Here is a 16930-nt window from a genome sequence, read left to right as displayed (position 1 = left end):
AAATCGGCACCCGTGACAGCACCCGCCCCGCATACAGCCCCCTAGAGCCGCACGCCTGCCGCATCCTAAGATGCGGCAGGCGTTTTGTCGGCGATCTCTCCGAAAGCACGCTTTCAGCACCCGGCGCATTGCCATAGGCGCCGGGTTGCTTCCACACGCCGCTCGTCCGCTTCTACGCCTTCTCCACCCGAATGGCGCACACCTTGTACTCAGGCGCCTTCGACACGCGGTCGAGCGCGGCGATGGTCAGCCAGTTGCTGTTGCCGTCCTGGAAATGGAATGGCATCCACGTTTCGCCCGGGTTGGTCTTGCCCGACACGCGCGCCGTCGTCTCGATCTGACCACGACGCGACGACACGCGCACACGATCCCCGTCGGACACGCCCAAAGCCGCCGCATCGCATTCGTGCAACTCGATGAACGAACGATCCGCAACCTCGTTCACGCCCTGCGCGCGAGCGGTCATCGCGCAGGCGTTGTACTGGTACAGAATGCGCCCGGTGGTGAGCATGAGCGGGTATTCCGCATCGGGCAGCTCCACCGAAGGCTGATAGCTTGGCGTAGAGAACGACCCCACGCCCTGCGAAAACTCGCTCACATGCAGGATGGGCGTACCCGGATGCTCCTCGTTCGGGCACGGCCATTGCAAACCACGCCCGGCAACGCCGTCGCCGTCAAGGCGCTTATGGCTCACGCCACCGTAGGTGGGCGTGACGGACGCCACTTCGTCCATGATCTCGGCCGGCGTCAGGCAAGGCTGGGCATACCCCATCCGATTCATGACCTCGGTGAATATCTCGGTGTCCGGACGCGCGCCCTCCAAAACGTCCACCGCCTTGCGCACGCGCTGCACGCGACGCTCGGTATTCGTGAAGGTGCCTTCTTTCTCGGCGTAACTGCAACCGGGCAGAATCACGTCGGCGTACTTCGCCGTCTCGGTCATGAACAGGTCGTCCACCACGAAGAAGTCCAGCGACTCCAGCGCGCGGATCACGTGCCCCGTATCGGGATCGGTGCGCACAGGATCCTCGCCGAACAAAAACAGCCCCTTGATGCCGCCCTCGATCATGGACGGGAAGCACTCGGTAGCCTTCACGCCGCGCTCGCGCGGCAAGCCAGTGCCCCACGCGCGCTCGAAGCGGCGCACCACCTCGGGGTCGGCCACCTTCTGGTACCCCGGCAGATCGTCGGGTCCGGCGCCCATGTCGCACGCGCCTTGCACGTTGTTCTGGCCGCGCAGCGGATTCACGCCGCCGCCGCGCTTGCCCAAGTTACCCGTGATCATAGCGATGTTGGATAGCGCCATCACGCCGTCGGTGCCGGTGGAATGCTCCGTCACGCCCAGACAGTACACGATGGCAGCAACTCGGGCCTTGCCGTACATCTTGGCCGCAGCCACCAGATCGCGCTGGTCGACGCCGCAGATATCCTCCACGCGCTCCGGCACGTAATCGCGCACCGTGGCGGACATGATCTCCACGCCCTCGGTGCGTTCGTGCACGAAATCCGCATCGTAGAGGCCTTCGCGCAGGATCACGTTCACCATGCAGTTGGCGAAAGCCACGTTGGTGCCCGGGCGCAGCTTCAAGTGAATGTCCGCCTGCGCGGCCAGCCCGATGTCGCGCGGGTCCACCACGATCAAACGGCACCCGCGTTCCACCGCAGCGCGTATCTGCATGCCGATGACCGGATGGGCTTCCTCGGGGTTCGATCCCACCAGCATGATCACGTCGGCTTCGTTCACCACGTCTTCAATTGAGTTCGTCATCGCTCCCGAACCAAGCATGGTTGCCAGACCGGCAACCGTGGGAGCGTGTCAAACACGCGCGCAGCAGTCGACGTTATTCGTCTGCAGCGCCGTTCGAGCCATCTTCTGGAACAGGTAGATGTCCTCGTTCGTGGAACGCGAACAGGCGAACGCCGCAAGGGAGGCTCCCCCATGCTCGTCGCGCAGCTCCGTGAAGCGACGAGCCACCAGATCAAGCGCGTCATCCCAGGTAGCAGGTTCGAATTCGCCCGTTTCGCGATTCTTGACAAGCGGCGTGCGCAAACGATCGGGCGCGTCAACGAAGTCGAAACTGGCCGAGCGTCCCTTCACGCACAGAAGGCCGTTGTTCGAAGGGCCGGGCGCTCCCTCCGCATCCACGATGCGCCCATCCTTCACCACCAGGTCAAGCTGGCATCCCACGCCGCAATGCGGGCACGTGGTGCGCACGCGATTCGTCTCCCACGAGCGGTACGCCGCGCGGCGCTTCTCCGTGAGGGCCCCGGTCGGGCATGCCTGCGCGCACGTGCCGCACGACTCGCAATCGGTCATGCGCCAATCGACCCCGAAAGGCGCCTCGATAACCGTGCGGACCCCGCGCTTTCCCGCCTGCAACGTATGATTGCGCGCAGCGCTGTTGCACGCGCCCACGCAACGCTGGCAACGGATGCACAGGTTGGGATCGTATGAAAGAAACGGATTGGCGTCCAGCACGGGCTCGCGCTTCTGCGCAACCTCGAAGGAAGACTCCAGCACGCCGTACTCGCGGCAAAGCGCTTGCAGCTCGCACGCGCCGTTCTTGTCGCACGAGAAGCAGTAGTGCGTCGAATCAAGCCCATGATCGGCGATGATGAGATCGAGCGCGACGCGGCGGTACGCCTCTACGCGCGGCGAATCCGTGATCACGACCATGCCGTCTTGCACGGGCGTCGAGCATGCGGGAACCGGATGGTCCAAGCCCTCCACGTCCACCACGCACACGCGGCACGACGAAACGGCTCCCGACCTCTTCAAATAGCACAGCGTGGGAATGCGCACGCCCGCCTCGCGCGCGGCGTCCAGCACGGTCGCCCCCTCGCGCGCCTGCACAGCGCTCCCATTGATCGTGATGCTAGGCATACTGAACCCGGCCCCCTTCCAACGTTCCCGGTCCGAAGCAATCGCAGCGCAGGCAGCGCCCGCACTCCTGCACGGCTTCTTCGCGGCTCATCTCAATCTCGACGCCCTGGAAATCGCGTTTGCGCTCGCGAGCCGGACGTTCGGTTATCTCCACGCGCCCCTTAGGCGTGCGGGCGTTCGGGCGCGCAACGGGAACCTCCACGTCGCAGCGCAGTTTATGGCTGTACCCCAAGAACTCGTCGATGTTGCGCGCGGCGACCTTGCCCGCTCCGATGGCGCGAATGGCCGTCGCGGGTCCCGTCTGGCAATCGCCGCCCACGAACACGTTGTCGAAGCCCTCGGCGCGCAAGCGCTCGTCGGCGTTGAAGCAGCCCCAGGTGGTTGCCATGCCGAACTCCTCGAACGGGGCCGACACCACATTCTGCCCCACCGCAATCAGCACGATATCGGCCTCGATGCGGCGCTCGGGCTTGTCAGCCGCCACAGGGGCAGGTCGGCCGCCGCGCACCGCGCCGATCATCTGCGGTTGGGTGATAAGCGCCGCGCATCGGCCTTCCGCGTCCTTCTCGACGGCCACGGGCGCCTCCAGGACGATCATCTCGACGCCTTCGGCGATGGCGCTCTCCACTTCGATAGGCAAAGCGGTCATGTCTTCCTTGCGGCGCCGGTACACCACCGACACGTCATCGGCGCCTGCGCGAACCGCAGTGCGCGCGCAATCCATGGCCACGTTGCCGCCGCCCACCACGACCACGCTCTTGCCCGAGAAATCAGGGTAGTCGCCGTCGCCGATGCGGCCCAGCATATCGACAGCCGACATCACGCCCTCGGCGTCCGCGCCTTCGATGCGCAGGCTCTTGCCCGTTTGGGCGCCGATGGCCACGTACACGGCATGGTAGGTGTCCGCGATCTCGCGCATCTCGGTCAGGCCGATCGCCTCGCCGCAGCGCGCGGTGATGGTGCCGGCGTTCATGATGCCGCGAATATCCTCGTCCAGCCGCTCGCGCGGGAAACGGTACGCAGGGATACCGTAGCGCAGCATGCCCCCCAGCTGATCGCGCTCCTCGAACACCGTCACGCGATGCCCCATGAGCGCGCAGAAGTACGCGCAGGTCAAACCACTCGGCCCGCCGCCGATAACAGCAACGGTGCGCGCCGTGTCAACGCTGCGCTGCGGCACCGGCACGGTATCGGCGGGCGCCTGGTCCACGGCGAACTTCTTGATGCCGCGGATGTTGAGCGGCGCGTCGATGAGCGTGCGCCGACAGCGCTCCTCGCACGGATGCTCGCACACGAGCGCGCACGCCGTGGGAAACGGGTTGTCCTTGCGCACCATCTGCACGGCACCGGCGTAGTCGCCTTCGGCCACCAGCGCAATGTAGGCGGGCACGTTCACGTGCGCAGGGCAGAGCGTTTCGCAGGGAACCGACTGGCCCACGCCCGCTTGGCAGCAGCCTCGCTCCACGTGGCTTTCGTACTCCTCGGCGAACGCGTCCATGCCCTCGAGCAGCGCATTAGCCGCCTCGTAGCCAATGGCGCAGTCGGCCGTGTCGCGCACCATCTGAGCCAACGCGCGCAGTCGCTCCAACGCCCCGGCGTCGGCGTCGCACGCCACCACGCGCTCGAGCAACGCGGCAAGCTGCGGCAAACCGTCGCGGCACGGGACGCACTTGCCGCAGGTTTGCAGAGCGCCGTCGCGCAGAAGCGACAGCTGGGCGGCAAGCGGGCACATTCCCGGCGGAGCCGTCTCCACCCGTCGTCCGTGCCTGTTCAACTGTTGGGCGATACGCGCGTCGTCTTTCGACTTCGGCGCAATCGATAATGCGGCCACGTTCATCCCCCATGTTCGATGCGGTAGTTCGCTCGGCATGCCGTTGAGGCAATGCTCAAAAGTACTCGAATTAGCAGAATACCAGATGGCGCAGGTGCCCACCGACACGAAATCGCCGGAAAGCGGCAGAGGGCCGCTTCGGACGCGGCGCCTTCGAAGCGTTGGACGAAACAAGGTTGCGCGAAGCGTCTCACCGTCGCCGATCTTGCGCGAGCACTTCAGGGTTCAGGCAGTCGGCGGGACGGCGGCCCAGCACCACGTCGATCGCGCTGCGCATGGTGCGCGTGCGCAGTTCAAGCCCCGATTCCTCGGACCAGTACGCCGCATGCGACGTGAGCACGGTGTGAGGAGCGCGCAGCAGCGGATGGTCGAAGTCGACGGGTTCGCCCTCGTACACGTCGACGCCCGCGCCCCACAGCTTCCCCGATTCGAGCGCCGCCGCCAAGGCCGCAGTGTCCACCACCGCCCCGCGCGCCGTGTTCACCAGCACGGACCCTTCCTTCATGAGCGCCAGGCGATCCTCGTCCAGCAGGTGGTGCGTCTCGGGCGCGAGCGCCACATGCAGGCTGACCACGTCCGCGCAGCCCAACAGCTCGTCAAGCGACAGGATATCGTAGCCTTCCGGTGTGCGTCGGCCCGGCACCAACGAGCGCGACCAGCACACCACGCGAAAACCCAGCCCTGCGGCCTTGCGCGCAACGGCGCGGCCGATATCGCCCATCCCCACCACGCCGAACACCCGCCCGTACGCCTGCCCCATGGGCCGGCGGCGCGCATAGTCCCACACGCCTGCGCGCATGTCGGCGTCGATCTCGTTCAAACGCCTCAGCACGCACAGCGCCAACGCGATCGCATGGTCCGAGACGACCTCGGTTCCGTACCCCGGAGCAGTGCACACCGCAACGCCGTGATCCGTGGCGGCTTCCACGTCGATGTCGTCGTAGCCCACGCCGGTACGGCTGACCACCCGCAACCGAGGAAGCGCCTCGAACGCCGCGCGCGGCAACGCGCTGTACGAAGTGACCATTCCGTCGGCATCGGCCGCAAGTCGAACCAAGTCATCCAAGCCGCGCGAATCGAAACAGGCGAAATCCACGCCCGCATCGCGCGCCATGCGCTCTTCGAAGTCCATGTTCTCGAAATCGCTGTCGACCATAACGATCTTGGGCATACTCCGTCCTTCCTTGACGTGCAGTCTTGACGAACGCAATCGGTTCCAGTAGGGTCGCGTAAACCATAGAATCGTGCTTGGGAAAGGTCATAGTATGAAAAAATCGGTCGACGGCCGCAAGGTCGCCATCATCGGATGCGGGTTCGTGGGGTCGGCCACGGCTTTCACGCTGATGCAAAGCGGCCTGTTCTCGGAAATGGTGCTGGTCGACGTCGACCGCAACCGAGCCGAGGGCGAAGCGCTCGACATCAGCCACGGCATGCCTTTCGCCAGCCCCATGAACATCTACGCCGGCGACTACGACGACCTTGCCGATGCAGCCATCATCGTGGTCACGGCCGGAGCGAACCAGCAGCCTGGCGAAACGAGGCTTGACCTGGTGCACAAGAACGTGAGGATCTTCAAGTCCATCATTCCCGAAATCGCGAAGCGAGACTTCGGCGGCATCCTGCTGGTGGTATCGAACCCGGTGGACATCCTCACCTACGTGGCCTTGAAGCTTTCAGGGCTTCCCGAGGATCGCGTGATAGGATCCGGCACGGTGCTCGACACCGCGCGCTTCAAGAACATCCTGGGCGAGCACTTGGGCGTGGACCCGCGCAACGTGCACGCCCGCATCATCGGCGAGCACGGCGACAGCGAGATCGCCGTTTGGAGCTTGGCGAACGTCTCGGGCATTCCCGTCAACGACTTCTGCGAGATGCGCGGGCATTTCGAGCACGAGGAATCCATGCAGCGCATCGCCGAAGACGTGAAGAACAGCGCGTACGAGATCATCGCGAAGAAGAAGGCCACGTACTACGGCATCGCCATGGCGGTCAAGCGCATCTGCGAGGCCATCGTGCGCGACGAAAAGCCCATCTTGCCCGTATCGAACTACCAAAACGGCGGAGAGTACGGCCTGGAAGACGTGGTTTTGAGCTTGCCCGCCGTCGTAGGCAAAGGCGGCATCGAGTACCGCGTGCCCGCGCCCATCAGCCACGACGAACTTGCCGCCCTGCAAGCATCCGCCGCCAAGCTGAAGGAAGTCATCGCAGAGCTGGATCTGGATTAGAACAGCAGGGGCAAGCGCGGTCGGAGCCGCTCCATCCTCGACCGCGCTTGCCTTACGGCCTTGCCCCTATCGCCACTTCGTGCGCAGCTCCCAAAAGGCGACGGCGCTTGCGGCAGCCACGTTCAGGGAATCCACGTCGTGGTCCATGGGGATCTTCACCGTGTAGTCGCATGCCGCCACGGTGGACGGCGCAAGGCCGTCGCCTTCGGTTCCCAGCACCAGAGCTAGCTTCTCGCATGCGCGCAAGCGCGCGTCGTGCAGCGGGATCGAATCGTCGGAAAGCGCCAGCGCAGCAGCCTTGAATCCCAGCTCATGCAGCAAGGCCACGCCTTCGACGGCCCATTCGCGCACGCCGCCGATGCGCGTCCACGGCACCTGGAACACCGTGCCCATGGACACGCGGGCGGCACGACGGTACAGCGGGTCGTGGCACGAAGGCGTGATCAGCACCGCATCGATGCCGAGCGCAGCGGCGGAGCGAAACACGGCGCCGATGTTCGTGTAGTTCGTGATGTCCTCCAGCACCGCAACGCGGCGCGCATCGGCCAACAGATCCTCCACCGACGGGAGCGGCGGACGCTCGAACGCCGCCAACGCCCCGCGCGTCACCTGGTAGCCGGTCAGCGCGTGAAACTGCTCGCGCGTTGCCACGAACGCTGGAAGTTCGGGATCGATCCGCAGCAGCCGATCGATCAGCGGCATCGTCTGGTCGAGCCAGCATTCTTCCACGAACAGCGAAACCGGACGCGCCCCGGCATCGAGCGCGCGCTCGATAACCTTGCGCGACTCCCCTATGAACAGGCCGCTTGCAAAGTCCGGACAATCCCGCAACTGCGCGTCGGTCATGCCGGAATACACCGCCAAGCGCGCGTCGTCCAAACCTTCCAAATGAATCAGCGGCATAGCTTCCCCTTTCAGTCGGCGAACATGGTACCACGCGAACGGAAGCGTCGAGCGTATGACGAATCCGCCCCATTGCAGACGCGCAGCCGCTCGCCGGTCGGCGATGCTCTATACTTTTCGCATGTAACGGGCACGGATTCAAAGGGGGCCTTATGGCCGCAACCGTCAAAACGCTTTTGGAACACCACGGCGAGCTGTACTGGGGCACGCGCCAAGCAAATCCGGGATACCACTACGGGCTGTCGCTCGATATCGGGGAAAACGGCGTTGCCGCGCAGGTGGTCTACGTGATGAGCGATCTCGATGAAAACGACAGCCCCGTCGTCACGCCCGAGATGCTCATGTCGTGCTATACCGTAGCCGATCTGGAAGCCAACGGCATCGTCCCGAGCGACCTCATGGACGAAGAAGACAACGACTCCGTCAAAGGCTGGTACTGCATCGAAGAGTCGTTCTTCCCCGAAAACCAGGTTGAAGCGCTGCAGGAAAGCAACGCTCAGCTTGACGGCTATCTGGACATCGTGCTGGACATCATGCTCATTTCGCCCGAAGAGGTAGCGGCGGGCATGCCGTCGCTCGACGACATCTCGTTTTTCGACCTTCTGAGCGAGCTTGAGGGAATCGCGGAGCGCATCGATTCCGGCGCGCTGGCGAAACCGCTGCCGTTCGGCTTCCGCCTTGTCGGCGACGCGCTGTTCGGCTGGGAATTCGCCGACGAAGAGGACTGGCGCTAACGCACAGGCAACGCGATCCCCGCAAAGGCGCGCCCTGCGCGGGGATCTTCGCAAAAAGCACCGGGGAGCGCGATCGAAACGCTTAGGCGCCCAGGCCGAAGAACGCGGCAACAAGACGCATGCCGTACAGCACCACGACTATCCCGCAAACCACATTCACCACGCGCAGCATGCCGTCGCTGAACCGGCTGCCCAACGCGTTCACGGCAAGGGCGATCCCCTGAAACCACACGAGCGACGCCGAGCACGCTCCAACCACGAACGCAACGCCTTCCGCACCGACGAACGTCGCGCGAAAGGCGCCCAGCATCAAGGCGCCGTCGATGAGCGCTTGCGGATTGCACCAGGTAACCACGAACGCCGCCGAAACGATCGACGCGAAGCCGGCTTCGCGTCCGAAGCGCGGAGCTTTTCTCGAAGCCCCGGAAGCCGCTTGTGCGGCGGGATCTTCGCGCTTCGCCGCGATGAGACGAACGCCTATCACAACCACCAGAAGGCCGCCGACCAGCTGAATTGCACGAGACAGGCCGGGCACTGCATCCATAAGCAAGCCGATACCGAAAAAACTCGCGAGCGTCAACGTCATGTCGAACAGCGTAACCGCAAGCGAAGTCGCAAGGGCGCGCCGTCGAGTGCCGGAAACCGCCGCATTGATCACGAACAGGTTCTGCATTCCAATTGGCGCCAAATACGCCAAGCCCATCGCAAAGCCCTGCAGCAAGACGGCAACCATGGCCCTATCCTTCCAGCCTGGAATCGTCTTCGAGCAACAACGCGCTGGTAGCGGCAATCCGCATACCCAGATCAGCAGCCGATTCGTCACGCAAATCCGCCAGATCGACCAGCGCGCGTTCAAGAAGCCCTCTCCACGCACCGGCTTCAAGGGACGCCCCCGGCGCAGAGGGCTCGTCGGTTTCCAGCAACAAACGCTCGCGGGGCACGGCCTGCGCATAAGCGCGCCCGCGCTTCGTGGCCAGCATGCGCGGGCCTACCGAAAAGAAGCAGCCGAGCCGTATCGCGCGCTGCAGATCATCGGACGAGCCCGAGAACCAATGGAACACGCATGCACTACCCTCTGTCGCGCGATGTCGTTCGAGCGCATCGAGGACCGCGCCCGCCGCGCGCACCGCATGAAGCGTTAGCACCTTGCCGCCCAGGTTGGCGCATGCAGAGACCACGCGATCGAACGCGCGCTCCTGCGCCTCGCGCGACGCACCGTGCCTTGCACCAAAGTCCAGTCCGATCTCGCCGACGAATCGGGTCGATCCCACCAGATGCTCGAACCGCTCCAGCGCCCGGTTCGCGCCGTCCGACTCGCCTTCGGCCACCCACCAGGGATGCAGGCCCAAGGCCACGCGCACGTTGCCGCACGCTGCCAACTCCTGCACGGCGCGCTCGTAGCCCTCGGGCGTCACCGTTGCCGAGAAGGCGCTCACGCCAAGCTCATCAAGGCCGGCTGCAAGCGAAGCCGCATTCGGTGCGAAGTCCACATGGCAGTGCATGTCGAAAAGGCGCATCGACGAAACGTCGCCGTCGATCGCCGAAGATGCCGTCCCCAAAATAGTCACCGACCGATTCCCGCCAGCTCGCGAAGCACCTCGCCCGCAATCATCTGCCCCATGATGGGCGGCACGTACGATGCGGTGCCCAGGTTCGATCGCTCGCGCCGCGCAGCTCCTTCGCGCACGGGCACCTCGACCGGCTGCTCGCATGAATACAGCACCCGCAGACTGCGAATGCCGCGCTTGCGACCTTCCTTGCGCATGATGCGGCACAGCGGGCAGTTCACCGTTTCGTACACGTCCGCCGCGCGAAAGCACTCGGGATGCAGCTTGTTCGCCGCTCCCATGCTGCTGATCAGGCGCATGCCCTCGCGGTCTGCATATTCAGCGATCGCCAGCTTCGTGGAAATGGTGTCGATCGCGTCCACCACGTAGTCGGCACGCGCGCCGAACTCGCCCAAAAGAGCGGGGACGTTTTCGGCTAGCACGAACGTATCCAGCACCTCTACCTGGGCGTTCGGGTTGATGTCGGCCACCATGGCGCGCACCACCTCCGTCTTCTTGCGCCCGATGGTGCTATGAAACGCAATGGCCTGACGATTGATGTTGCTCGCCTGCACCACATCGTGGTCGACCACGATCAAGCGCCCCACCCCGCCGCGTGCGAGCGCTTCGACGCAGTTCGATCCCACGCCGCCCAAGCCCAGCACCATGACGGTGGAGGCAGCCAGGCGCTCGACGCCTTCTCGGCCCATGATCAATTCGAGTTTCGATACGGCATCGTCTGCAGCGCTCATGGCAATCCTTTCTATCGGCGAACATGGTAGCATTGCGCAACTCCCAAACGAAGCAGAGGACGGAAGCTGGGCGCGAATCAGCGCTTTAGGACCGACGGCCCCGCCATGCGCTCGGGGCGCTTGCCTGCACGCCCGGACGCGTGCTACACTCGCACGGCAACGTTTCGCGGACGCCCCCATGCCAAGCGCCCGCCACTCCAAGGAGAGCGATACATGAAGTTCTAGCGATGCCCCAACCCCGACGTATCCCGGCGCCTGCACGGCGCTCGGCCCTGCGCGGACTCGCATCGCAGATCCATACGCTCGACCCAACGCCCTCGCGCCGCTCAGCGCGCCGGCGAACCCCCTACGCGAACATCCGCATGCAGGGCCTCCAAATCCACAGGAGGTCTTCATGGTTCTCACCTTGCACGATATCGGCTATGCCTACCCCGGGTCGCCCGCACCCGCCATCGAACACGTCTCGGCTACGTTCGCCGAAGGTTGGTGCGGCGTCATCGGCGACAACGGCTGCGGCAAGAGCACGCTCGCACGCATCGCATGCGGCCTGATCCAGCCCGACATCGGCAGCGTCTTTCCCCAGCGCACGACAACGTACTGCCCCCAAGACGCCGTCACCTCGCCCGATCTGCTGTACGACTTCGCATGCGATTTCTCTCGCCACGCAATCGCGCTGCGCGAGAATCTGGGCATTGAAGACGACATGCCCTGGCGCTTCGACGAACTTGGCTTTGGGGAGCGCAAGAAAATCCAAGTGGCCGTGGCGCTTTGGCAAGACCCCGACGTATTGGCGCTCGACGAGCCCACGAACCACGTGGACGCGCCTTGCCGCGCCGCCATTGCGCAAGCGCTCAAGGGCTATCGCGGCATCGGCATCCTCGTATCGCACGATCGCGAGCTATTGAACGCCCTGGTCGAACGCTGCCTCATGTTCGAAGGCGGAGCCTGGTCCATGCGCCCGGGAACCTACGACGAAGCGCGCACGCAGCATGAACGCGAGCGCGCCGAAGCCCTGGCCAAGCGGGCAACCGCCAAGCGAGAGGCCGAACGCCTGACAGCCGAAGCGAACGAGCGGGCCCAGCAAGCCGCGCGAACGGCCGCCCGGTTGAGCGCCCGGCACCTGGACAAGCACGATAGCGACGGAAGGGAGAAGCGTCGGCTTGCCGTATACTCCGGGCAGGACGGCAAGACCGGCGCGCTCGCGTCGAACATGGACGCACGCGCCGGACGGGCTCGACAGGAAGCGCAGGGCATCCGCACGGCGAAACGCTACAACGGGTCGCTCTGGCTGGAGTCGAAACCCCATCCGCGCGCAACGCTCCTGCTCATGGACGAACACGCCATCCCCTGCGGGCAGGGTCGGCTCGAGCTTCCGAAACTCGCCCTCGGAAACACCGACCACATCGGCATCTCCGGACCGAACGGTGCGGGCAAATCGACGCTCGTACGCCACCTGCTTCAACAGCTTCCCAACGACATCGCCGTCCTGACGATCCCGCAGGAAGTGTCGCCCGCCGAAGCAAGGCGCATAGCGAACGACCTGCTTTCAACCGACGAAGCCCGCATGGGACGCCTGCTCTCGATCGTCACCCAGCTCAACTCGAACGCAAAACGCATCCTGGCCGGGAGCGGAGTGAGTCCGGGGGAGCTGCGCAAATTGATGCTGGCCCAAGGCATGCTGGACGAGCCGGCGCTCATCGTGATGGACGAACCCACCAACCACCTGGACCTGCATTCGGCAGAAGCGCTCGAACGCGCGCTTGCGGCTTACCCCGGCGCGCTCGTTGCCGTATCGCACGACCAGGCGTTTCTGAACGCTTGCACCAGCACGTGCTGGCACGTGGAGGGAGGGCGCGTGAGCGTGCGATGATCGAGCCCTTCCCAAGCGCTCCACGAAGCGTAGGTTGCCCGCACGCGAAAGCAGCCCCATAATCGATGCAATCGAAACAGGGTCGTTGCAGACCGCCACAACCACCGAACGGAGCACTTCATGTCCACCTACATTACCGGCGACACCATCCGCAAGCTGCGCGAGCGAAAAGGATGCACGCAACGCGAGCTTGCCAGCCGCCTCGGCGTAACCGACAAAGCGGTTTCCAAATGGGAAACGGGAAAGGGGCTTCCCGACATCACGCTGGTCGAGCCTTTGAGCGCGGCGCTCGACGTGTCGGTGGCCGAGCTGCTTTCGGGAGAATGCGCCCACAACTCGAACCGCTGCGCCAACATGCTGCGCACGCGGTTCTACGTCTGCCCTCTGTGCGGCAACGTCGTCCATGCAACCGGCGAGGGCGCGTTCAGCTGCTGCGGCATCCTGCTCCCCGCCCTTGACGCCGAAGACGCAGACTCTGCCGACAGCGTCCATCGTCTGGAAATCGACGTGGTGGAACACGACTTCTACGTAACGATGGACCACCCCATGACGAAGCAGCATTTCGTCAGCTTCATCGCCTACGCCACAACGGACCGCCTGCACCTGCGCAAACTGTACCCGGAGCAAAACGCCGAGGCGCGCTTCCCCATCATGGGGTCGGGGACCGTCTACGCTTTTTGCAACCAACACGGCCTGTTCAAAGCGAAAGCCGCACGACCTAAGCCGTCACGCTAGCCGAACCGCCCGACGGGCTCGCAGGCGGTTGCGAGCTCGCCGGGGTGGTCGAACCTGCGGATGATCCCGAGCCGGAACTCGAGCCCGAGCCCGAACCCGCCGCAGAGCCCGAGCCAGACGACCCGGAACCGCCACCCGGCGTCGTTCCCGATCCCGAACCGCTGCCGCTGCCGGCCGACCCGCCAGCATCGCCGCCGGCGTCCGATCCCGATCCGCCCGACGTCCCCGATTCGGATCCGCCCGCGCCCGACGAACCGGAACCGGAACCGCCGCTCGTGCCAGAGCCGGCGCCGGAGTCCGAACCGCCGGAAGTCGACCCGCCCGTATTCGACGATCCCTCTTGAGCGCTTGAAGACCCCGATCCCGCCGAGGAACCGCCGTGTCCATCGGAGCTCTGCGAGCCGCCGTTCGCCGCCGAACCCGCTGACCCGGACTGGCCCTGCCCGACCGAGGCGCCGCCCACGTCCTGTGGCGCCTCCTGCTTCTGCACCGAAACGAGAGGCTCCGGCCGCGCGCCGAAACCTTCGCCCTGCGTGATCAGGTTGATCGCAAAAGCGGATACCAGCACCGCCACCATTGCGGAAACGGCGGAAACGGCAACGATCCTGCGCTGCGTCCTGCGCTTGCGCTCGCGATTGTCGCGAACCCGCTGCGCCGTCACATCGCCAAGAAGCGCAGCGTCCCCGATCCGAGGCGTGAGCGACCGACGCACGGTGGTCGGCCGCAGCACCGCCGTTTCACCGGCAGGCGGCAAAACGACGGTCGGCGCATCGCCCGAACCGCCATCGGGCACGTAGCCCGGCTCGCCCGGCTTCAACTCGCGCAGCTTTTCGGCCGAGGCGGTAAAGAACTTCTTGTACAGTTGCGACGCCACCGCCGAAACGATGGAGCCCACGCCCACGCCGATCACCGATCCGTAAATGCCTATTTGAGACGCCAGCAGCATGGAAGTAACGGCCGCAAGCGCACCAGCGGCCACCTGCGGCAACGACAGGTCGTCGAACAGCGTGCGCAGCGAACCGCCCTTCCCGGCGTTTTCATCACGTGCATTCCGCTCCATCGTGCGTCCTCCTTGCAAACTCCGGCGTTCGCCCATTCGTTTTCTCGTCTTCGAACATACCCCACTCATGTCGTATGCTTATGTGGTTCATCTAAACGTTATCAGCAAGCCACAGAACGTCCAATCCTCCACCGCGATGCAGTGGCCGCAAAGCTTGGACGGTCGAACGCGAACATGAAATGCGAGACTGTATGCACTTGAACCGATCAAAGCACTTCGATGTCCTGGTGATAGGTTGCGGCATAGCCGGAACCATGGCGGCGATCTCGGCAGCACGCGCGGGCGCGCGCACGGCAATCGCCTGTCTAGGGCCCTTGTTCTCGGGTTCGAGCTTCTACCCGGGCACCTGGGGCCTAGGACTCATCGGCCCCGAGTCGCCCTCCGACGAAGCCGATCTTGCAAGCTGCATTCTCGATGTGGGCTGCGGCATGGCCGACCCCGCGCTGGTCGCGTCGTTCGTCAGCGGCATCTCCGACGGAATCGAGCAGCTGGAAGCACTTGGCGTGACGCTCAAGAAGCCGCAAAATGCGCAGGAACGCGAGTTCATCCCTTGCTTCGATCGCAAGCACCGGCTGTGGCGCGGCATCGAACGCAACCCCTTCGAGCAGGCCGCAACCGCCGAGCTTGCGCGCTTGAACGTCGTCGCGCTTTCCCCTTGGGAACTAATCGACCTGGTCGTCCACGAAAAGGAGATCGCGGGCGCCGTGCTGTTCGACCATGCGGCGCAGTCGTTCGAGCTGGTCGCATGCGGTGCCGTCGTGCTGGCAACGGGCGGCTACGGCGGACTGTTCGAGCGTCGGCTCACAGCGGACGACGTGCAGGGAACCGCCCAAGCCCTTGCGCTGCACAGCGGCTGCACGCTTGTCAACCTGGAATTCATGCAGATGATGCCCGGCCTCGTCCGCCCGAAAAGCGGCATCGTGTTCAACGAGAAAACGTTTCGCTTCGCCCAGTTGCTCGACGCCGAGGGACGCGACGCGCTGCGCGAGGTCGAAAACGCTCGGCTTGCGTTGGAAGCGCGTTCGGGACACGGACCCTTCACGGCCCGGCTCGCATCGCGCGACGTGGATCTTGCGCTGGCGAACGCAGGTCCGAGCGGCCTGAACGTGCGCTACCGTCTTGACGGCGTCTCCCCGCTGCCCGAGTTCGTGCGCACGTACTTCGACTGGCTGGAGCGAGACCGCGACATCCGAATCGACGACGAATTGGCCATCGCCCCGTACGCCCATGCGGCGAACGGGGGCATCCTCATCGACGAGCATGCGGCAACCGGCGTTGACGGGCTTTACGCCTGCGGCGAGGCAACCGGCGGCATGCACGGCGCCGACCGCATCGGCGGCCTTTCAAGCGCGAACGGCATCGTGTTCGGCCTGCGAGCAGGAGCATCGGCGGCAGCCCGTGCCGCAAGGGCGAATCCGCGAAGCAGCCGCCCACCGCATGCTCGCGCCGCCTTTGAAGGAATCGGCATCGAGCGCAGCTCGGACATCCGAAAAGCGCTGAGGCGCATCATGACCGACAGCTGCATGATCGCAAGAAGCGAGCGCGGCTTGAGCGCAGCCCGGGAAGCCTTGGAGAACTTGACCGCGCAAGCCGAATCCGCAAAACGCCGAACCGAAGACCCGCGCCAGGTTGCGGGAGCGGCGCGCATCACGGCCCAGCTGACGCTTGCGCGATCCATCGTGGAAGCGGCGCGCACGCGCACCGAAAGCCGCGGGGCGCACTATCGCCTCGACTTCCCCGCCTCGGATCCCGCCCAAGCGCGGCCGCTTGCCGTCAGCCTGGGAAGAAACGGCAGCCCCGTAGCGCGGCCGCTGCACCAACGCCGCTGAAGCCGCATCACGAACGTACTGCCGGGATCATCGCCAGGTCGGCCAACGTCACGCCGTCGACATAGTCCTCGATCGTCTTGTCAAGACCGGCCCAGAAGCGAACGGTGGTGCACTCCGACAAGCGCGGACATCGATCGTCACCGTCAAGGCCCATGCACGCCACCGGAGCCGTGCTGCCTTCCACCACGCGCAGCACGTCCCCGGCCCTGATGGCGGCAGGATCGCTTGCCAATACGTAGCCGCCTCCCTTTCCGCGGACGCTGCGAAGCAGCCCCGCCTGAACAAGCGGGCGAGCAAGCTGCTCAAGGTACTTGAACGAGATATCCTCCCGCTCGGCAACCTCGCGCAGGGCAACCTTCGCGCCGTCGCCCGCCTGAGCTACGTACACCATAAGCCGCAAAGCATAGCGACCCTTTGTCGATACGAGCATTGAAACTCCTTCCCTCTACGCCGCACGAACTCCGGCGGAATCAGCGCACCGGCCACCTGCCGGGCACCGAACGTTTTGCATAAATTCTATCAACTTTCTAGGATTACTGCTTGACTTTTCACAGTATCGG

14 protein-coding genes are annotated in these 16930 nt (G+C 64.8%); 5 read left to right on the top strand and 9 right to left on the bottom strand.

Annotated elements, in window-relative coordinates:
* Positions 1 to 172: 172 nt before the first annotated feature.
* The 3 genes from fdhF to ACTQZK_RS07095 all read right to left on the bottom strand — a co-directional run bounded on the left by fdhF (position 173) and on the right by ACTQZK_RS07095 (position 5886).
* A complete protein-coding gene (gene fdhF, locus ACTQZK_RS07105; protein WP_441899091.1) occupies positions 173 to 2884 on the bottom strand; it encodes a formate dehydrogenase subunit alpha in 2712 nt (903 codons plus the stop codon).
* Entirely contained in the window at positions 2877 to 4721 is a 1845-nt protein-coding gene (locus ACTQZK_RS07100) for an NAD(P)-binding protein (RefSeq protein ID WP_441899224.1), read from the bottom strand. Before ACTQZK_RS07100 ends, fdhF begins: the two co-directional genes overlap by 8 nt.
* 184 nt (positions 4722 to 4905) lie before the next feature.
* A complete protein-coding gene (locus ACTQZK_RS07095; protein ID WP_216529605.1) occupies positions 4906 to 5886 on the bottom strand; it encodes a C-terminal binding protein in 981 nt (326 codons plus the stop codon).
* A 94-nt stretch (positions 5887 to 5980) separates the two neighbouring features.
* Here ACTQZK_RS07095 and ACTQZK_RS07090 point away from each other — a divergent pair, with 94 nt between their 5' ends.
* Positions 5981 to 6940, top strand: a complete 960-nt coding sequence (locus ACTQZK_RS07090) for an L-lactate dehydrogenase (RefSeq protein WP_216529604.1) — start codon at positions 5981 to 5983, stop codon at positions 6938 to 6940.
* Positions 6941 to 7006: 66 nt separating this feature from the next.
* On the opposite strand, the gene ACTQZK_RS07085 is transcribed toward ACTQZK_RS07090, so the two are convergent.
* Positions 7007 to 7843: a TrmH family RNA methyltransferase gene (locus ACTQZK_RS07085; RefSeq protein ID WP_441899088.1), complete on the bottom strand. Its 837-nt coding sequence runs from the start codon at positions 7841 to 7843 to the stop codon at positions 7007 to 7009.
* A 152-nt stretch (positions 7844 to 7995) separates the two neighbouring features.
* On the opposite strand from ACTQZK_RS07085, the gene ACTQZK_RS07080 reads away from it, so the two are divergent.
* On the top strand, positions 7996 to 8577 hold the full coding sequence (locus ACTQZK_RS07080; protein ID WP_441899086.1) for a hypothetical protein: 582 nt from the start codon (positions 7996 to 7998) through the stop codon (positions 8575 to 8577).
* An 82-nt stretch (positions 8578 to 8659) separates the two neighbouring features.
* Here the strand turns inward: ACTQZK_RS07080 and ACTQZK_RS07075 are convergent, their stop codons facing one another.
* From ACTQZK_RS07075 to ACTQZK_RS07065, 3 genes are read right to left on the bottom strand one after another with little or no spacing between them, the layout of a single operon-like run.
* Positions 8660 to 9310 (bottom strand): LysE/ArgO family amino acid transporter, encoded by a 651-nt coding sequence (locus ACTQZK_RS07075; protein ID WP_216529601.1) that lies wholly within the window; start codon positions 9308 to 9310, stop codon positions 8660 to 8662.
* Between the two features lie 4 nt (positions 9311 to 9314).
* Positions 9315 to 10145 carry a Qat anti-phage system TatD family nuclease QatD gene (gene qatD, locus ACTQZK_RS07070; RefSeq protein WP_441899084.1) on the bottom strand — a complete coding sequence of 277 codons (831 nt, stop codon included), beginning with the start codon at positions 10143 to 10145 and terminating at the stop codon, positions 9315 to 9317.
* Positions 10142 to 10876: a tRNA threonylcarbamoyladenosine dehydratase gene (locus ACTQZK_RS07065; RefSeq protein WP_225749482.1), complete on the bottom strand. Its 735-nt coding sequence runs from the start codon at positions 10874 to 10876 to the stop codon at positions 10142 to 10144. Before ACTQZK_RS07065 ends, qatD begins: the two co-directional genes overlap by 4 nt.
* A gap of 394 nt (positions 10877 to 11270) precedes the next feature.
* On the opposite strand from ACTQZK_RS07065, the gene ACTQZK_RS07060 reads away from it, so the two are divergent.
* Together ACTQZK_RS07060 and ACTQZK_RS07055 are read left to right on the top strand one after the other, a co-directional pair.
* Positions 11271 to 12746, top strand: coding sequence for an ATP-binding cassette domain-containing protein (locus ACTQZK_RS07060; RefSeq protein WP_441899082.1), 1476 nt, complete (start codon positions 11271 to 11273; stop codon positions 12744 to 12746).
* Positions 12747 to 12866: 120 nt separating this feature from the next.
* Positions 12867 to 13481, top strand: a complete 615-nt coding sequence (locus ACTQZK_RS07055; protein WP_114567505.1) for a helix-turn-helix domain-containing protein — start codon at positions 12867 to 12869, stop codon at positions 13479 to 13481.
* Here ACTQZK_RS07055 and ACTQZK_RS07050 read toward each other — a convergent pair.
* Entirely contained in the window at positions 13465 to 14541 is a 1077-nt protein-coding gene (locus ACTQZK_RS07050) for a hypothetical protein (RefSeq protein WP_441899080.1), read from the bottom strand. The two genes, ACTQZK_RS07055 and ACTQZK_RS07050, sit on opposite strands and share 17 nt — an antisense overlap.
* A gap of 191 nt (positions 14542 to 14732) precedes the next feature.
* Between ACTQZK_RS07050 and ACTQZK_RS07045 the strand changes: the two genes are divergently transcribed.
* Complete coding sequence (locus ACTQZK_RS07045; protein ID WP_441899078.1) at positions 14733 to 16370, top strand: FAD-binding protein; 1638 nt, start codon at positions 14733 to 14735, stop codon at positions 16368 to 16370.
* Between the two features lie 7 nt (positions 16371 to 16377).
* Here ACTQZK_RS07045 and ACTQZK_RS07040 read toward each other — a convergent pair whose 3' ends face one another.
* Positions 16378 to 16800 (bottom strand): RrF2 family transcriptional regulator, encoded by a 423-nt coding sequence (locus tag ACTQZK_RS07040; RefSeq protein WP_114567507.1) that lies wholly within the window; start codon positions 16798 to 16800, stop codon positions 16378 to 16380.
* Positions 16801 to 16930: the final 130 nt, after the last annotated feature.

This window comes from Paraeggerthella sp. LCP19S3_G8 (assembly GCF_052119225.1).
Lineage (GTDB): Bacteria > Actinomycetota > Coriobacteriia > Coriobacteriales > Eggerthellaceae > Paraeggerthella > Paraeggerthella hominis.
The sequence above is the reverse complement of the archived record's forward strand: the minus strand, read 5'-3'. Positions and strand labels throughout refer to the sequence as shown.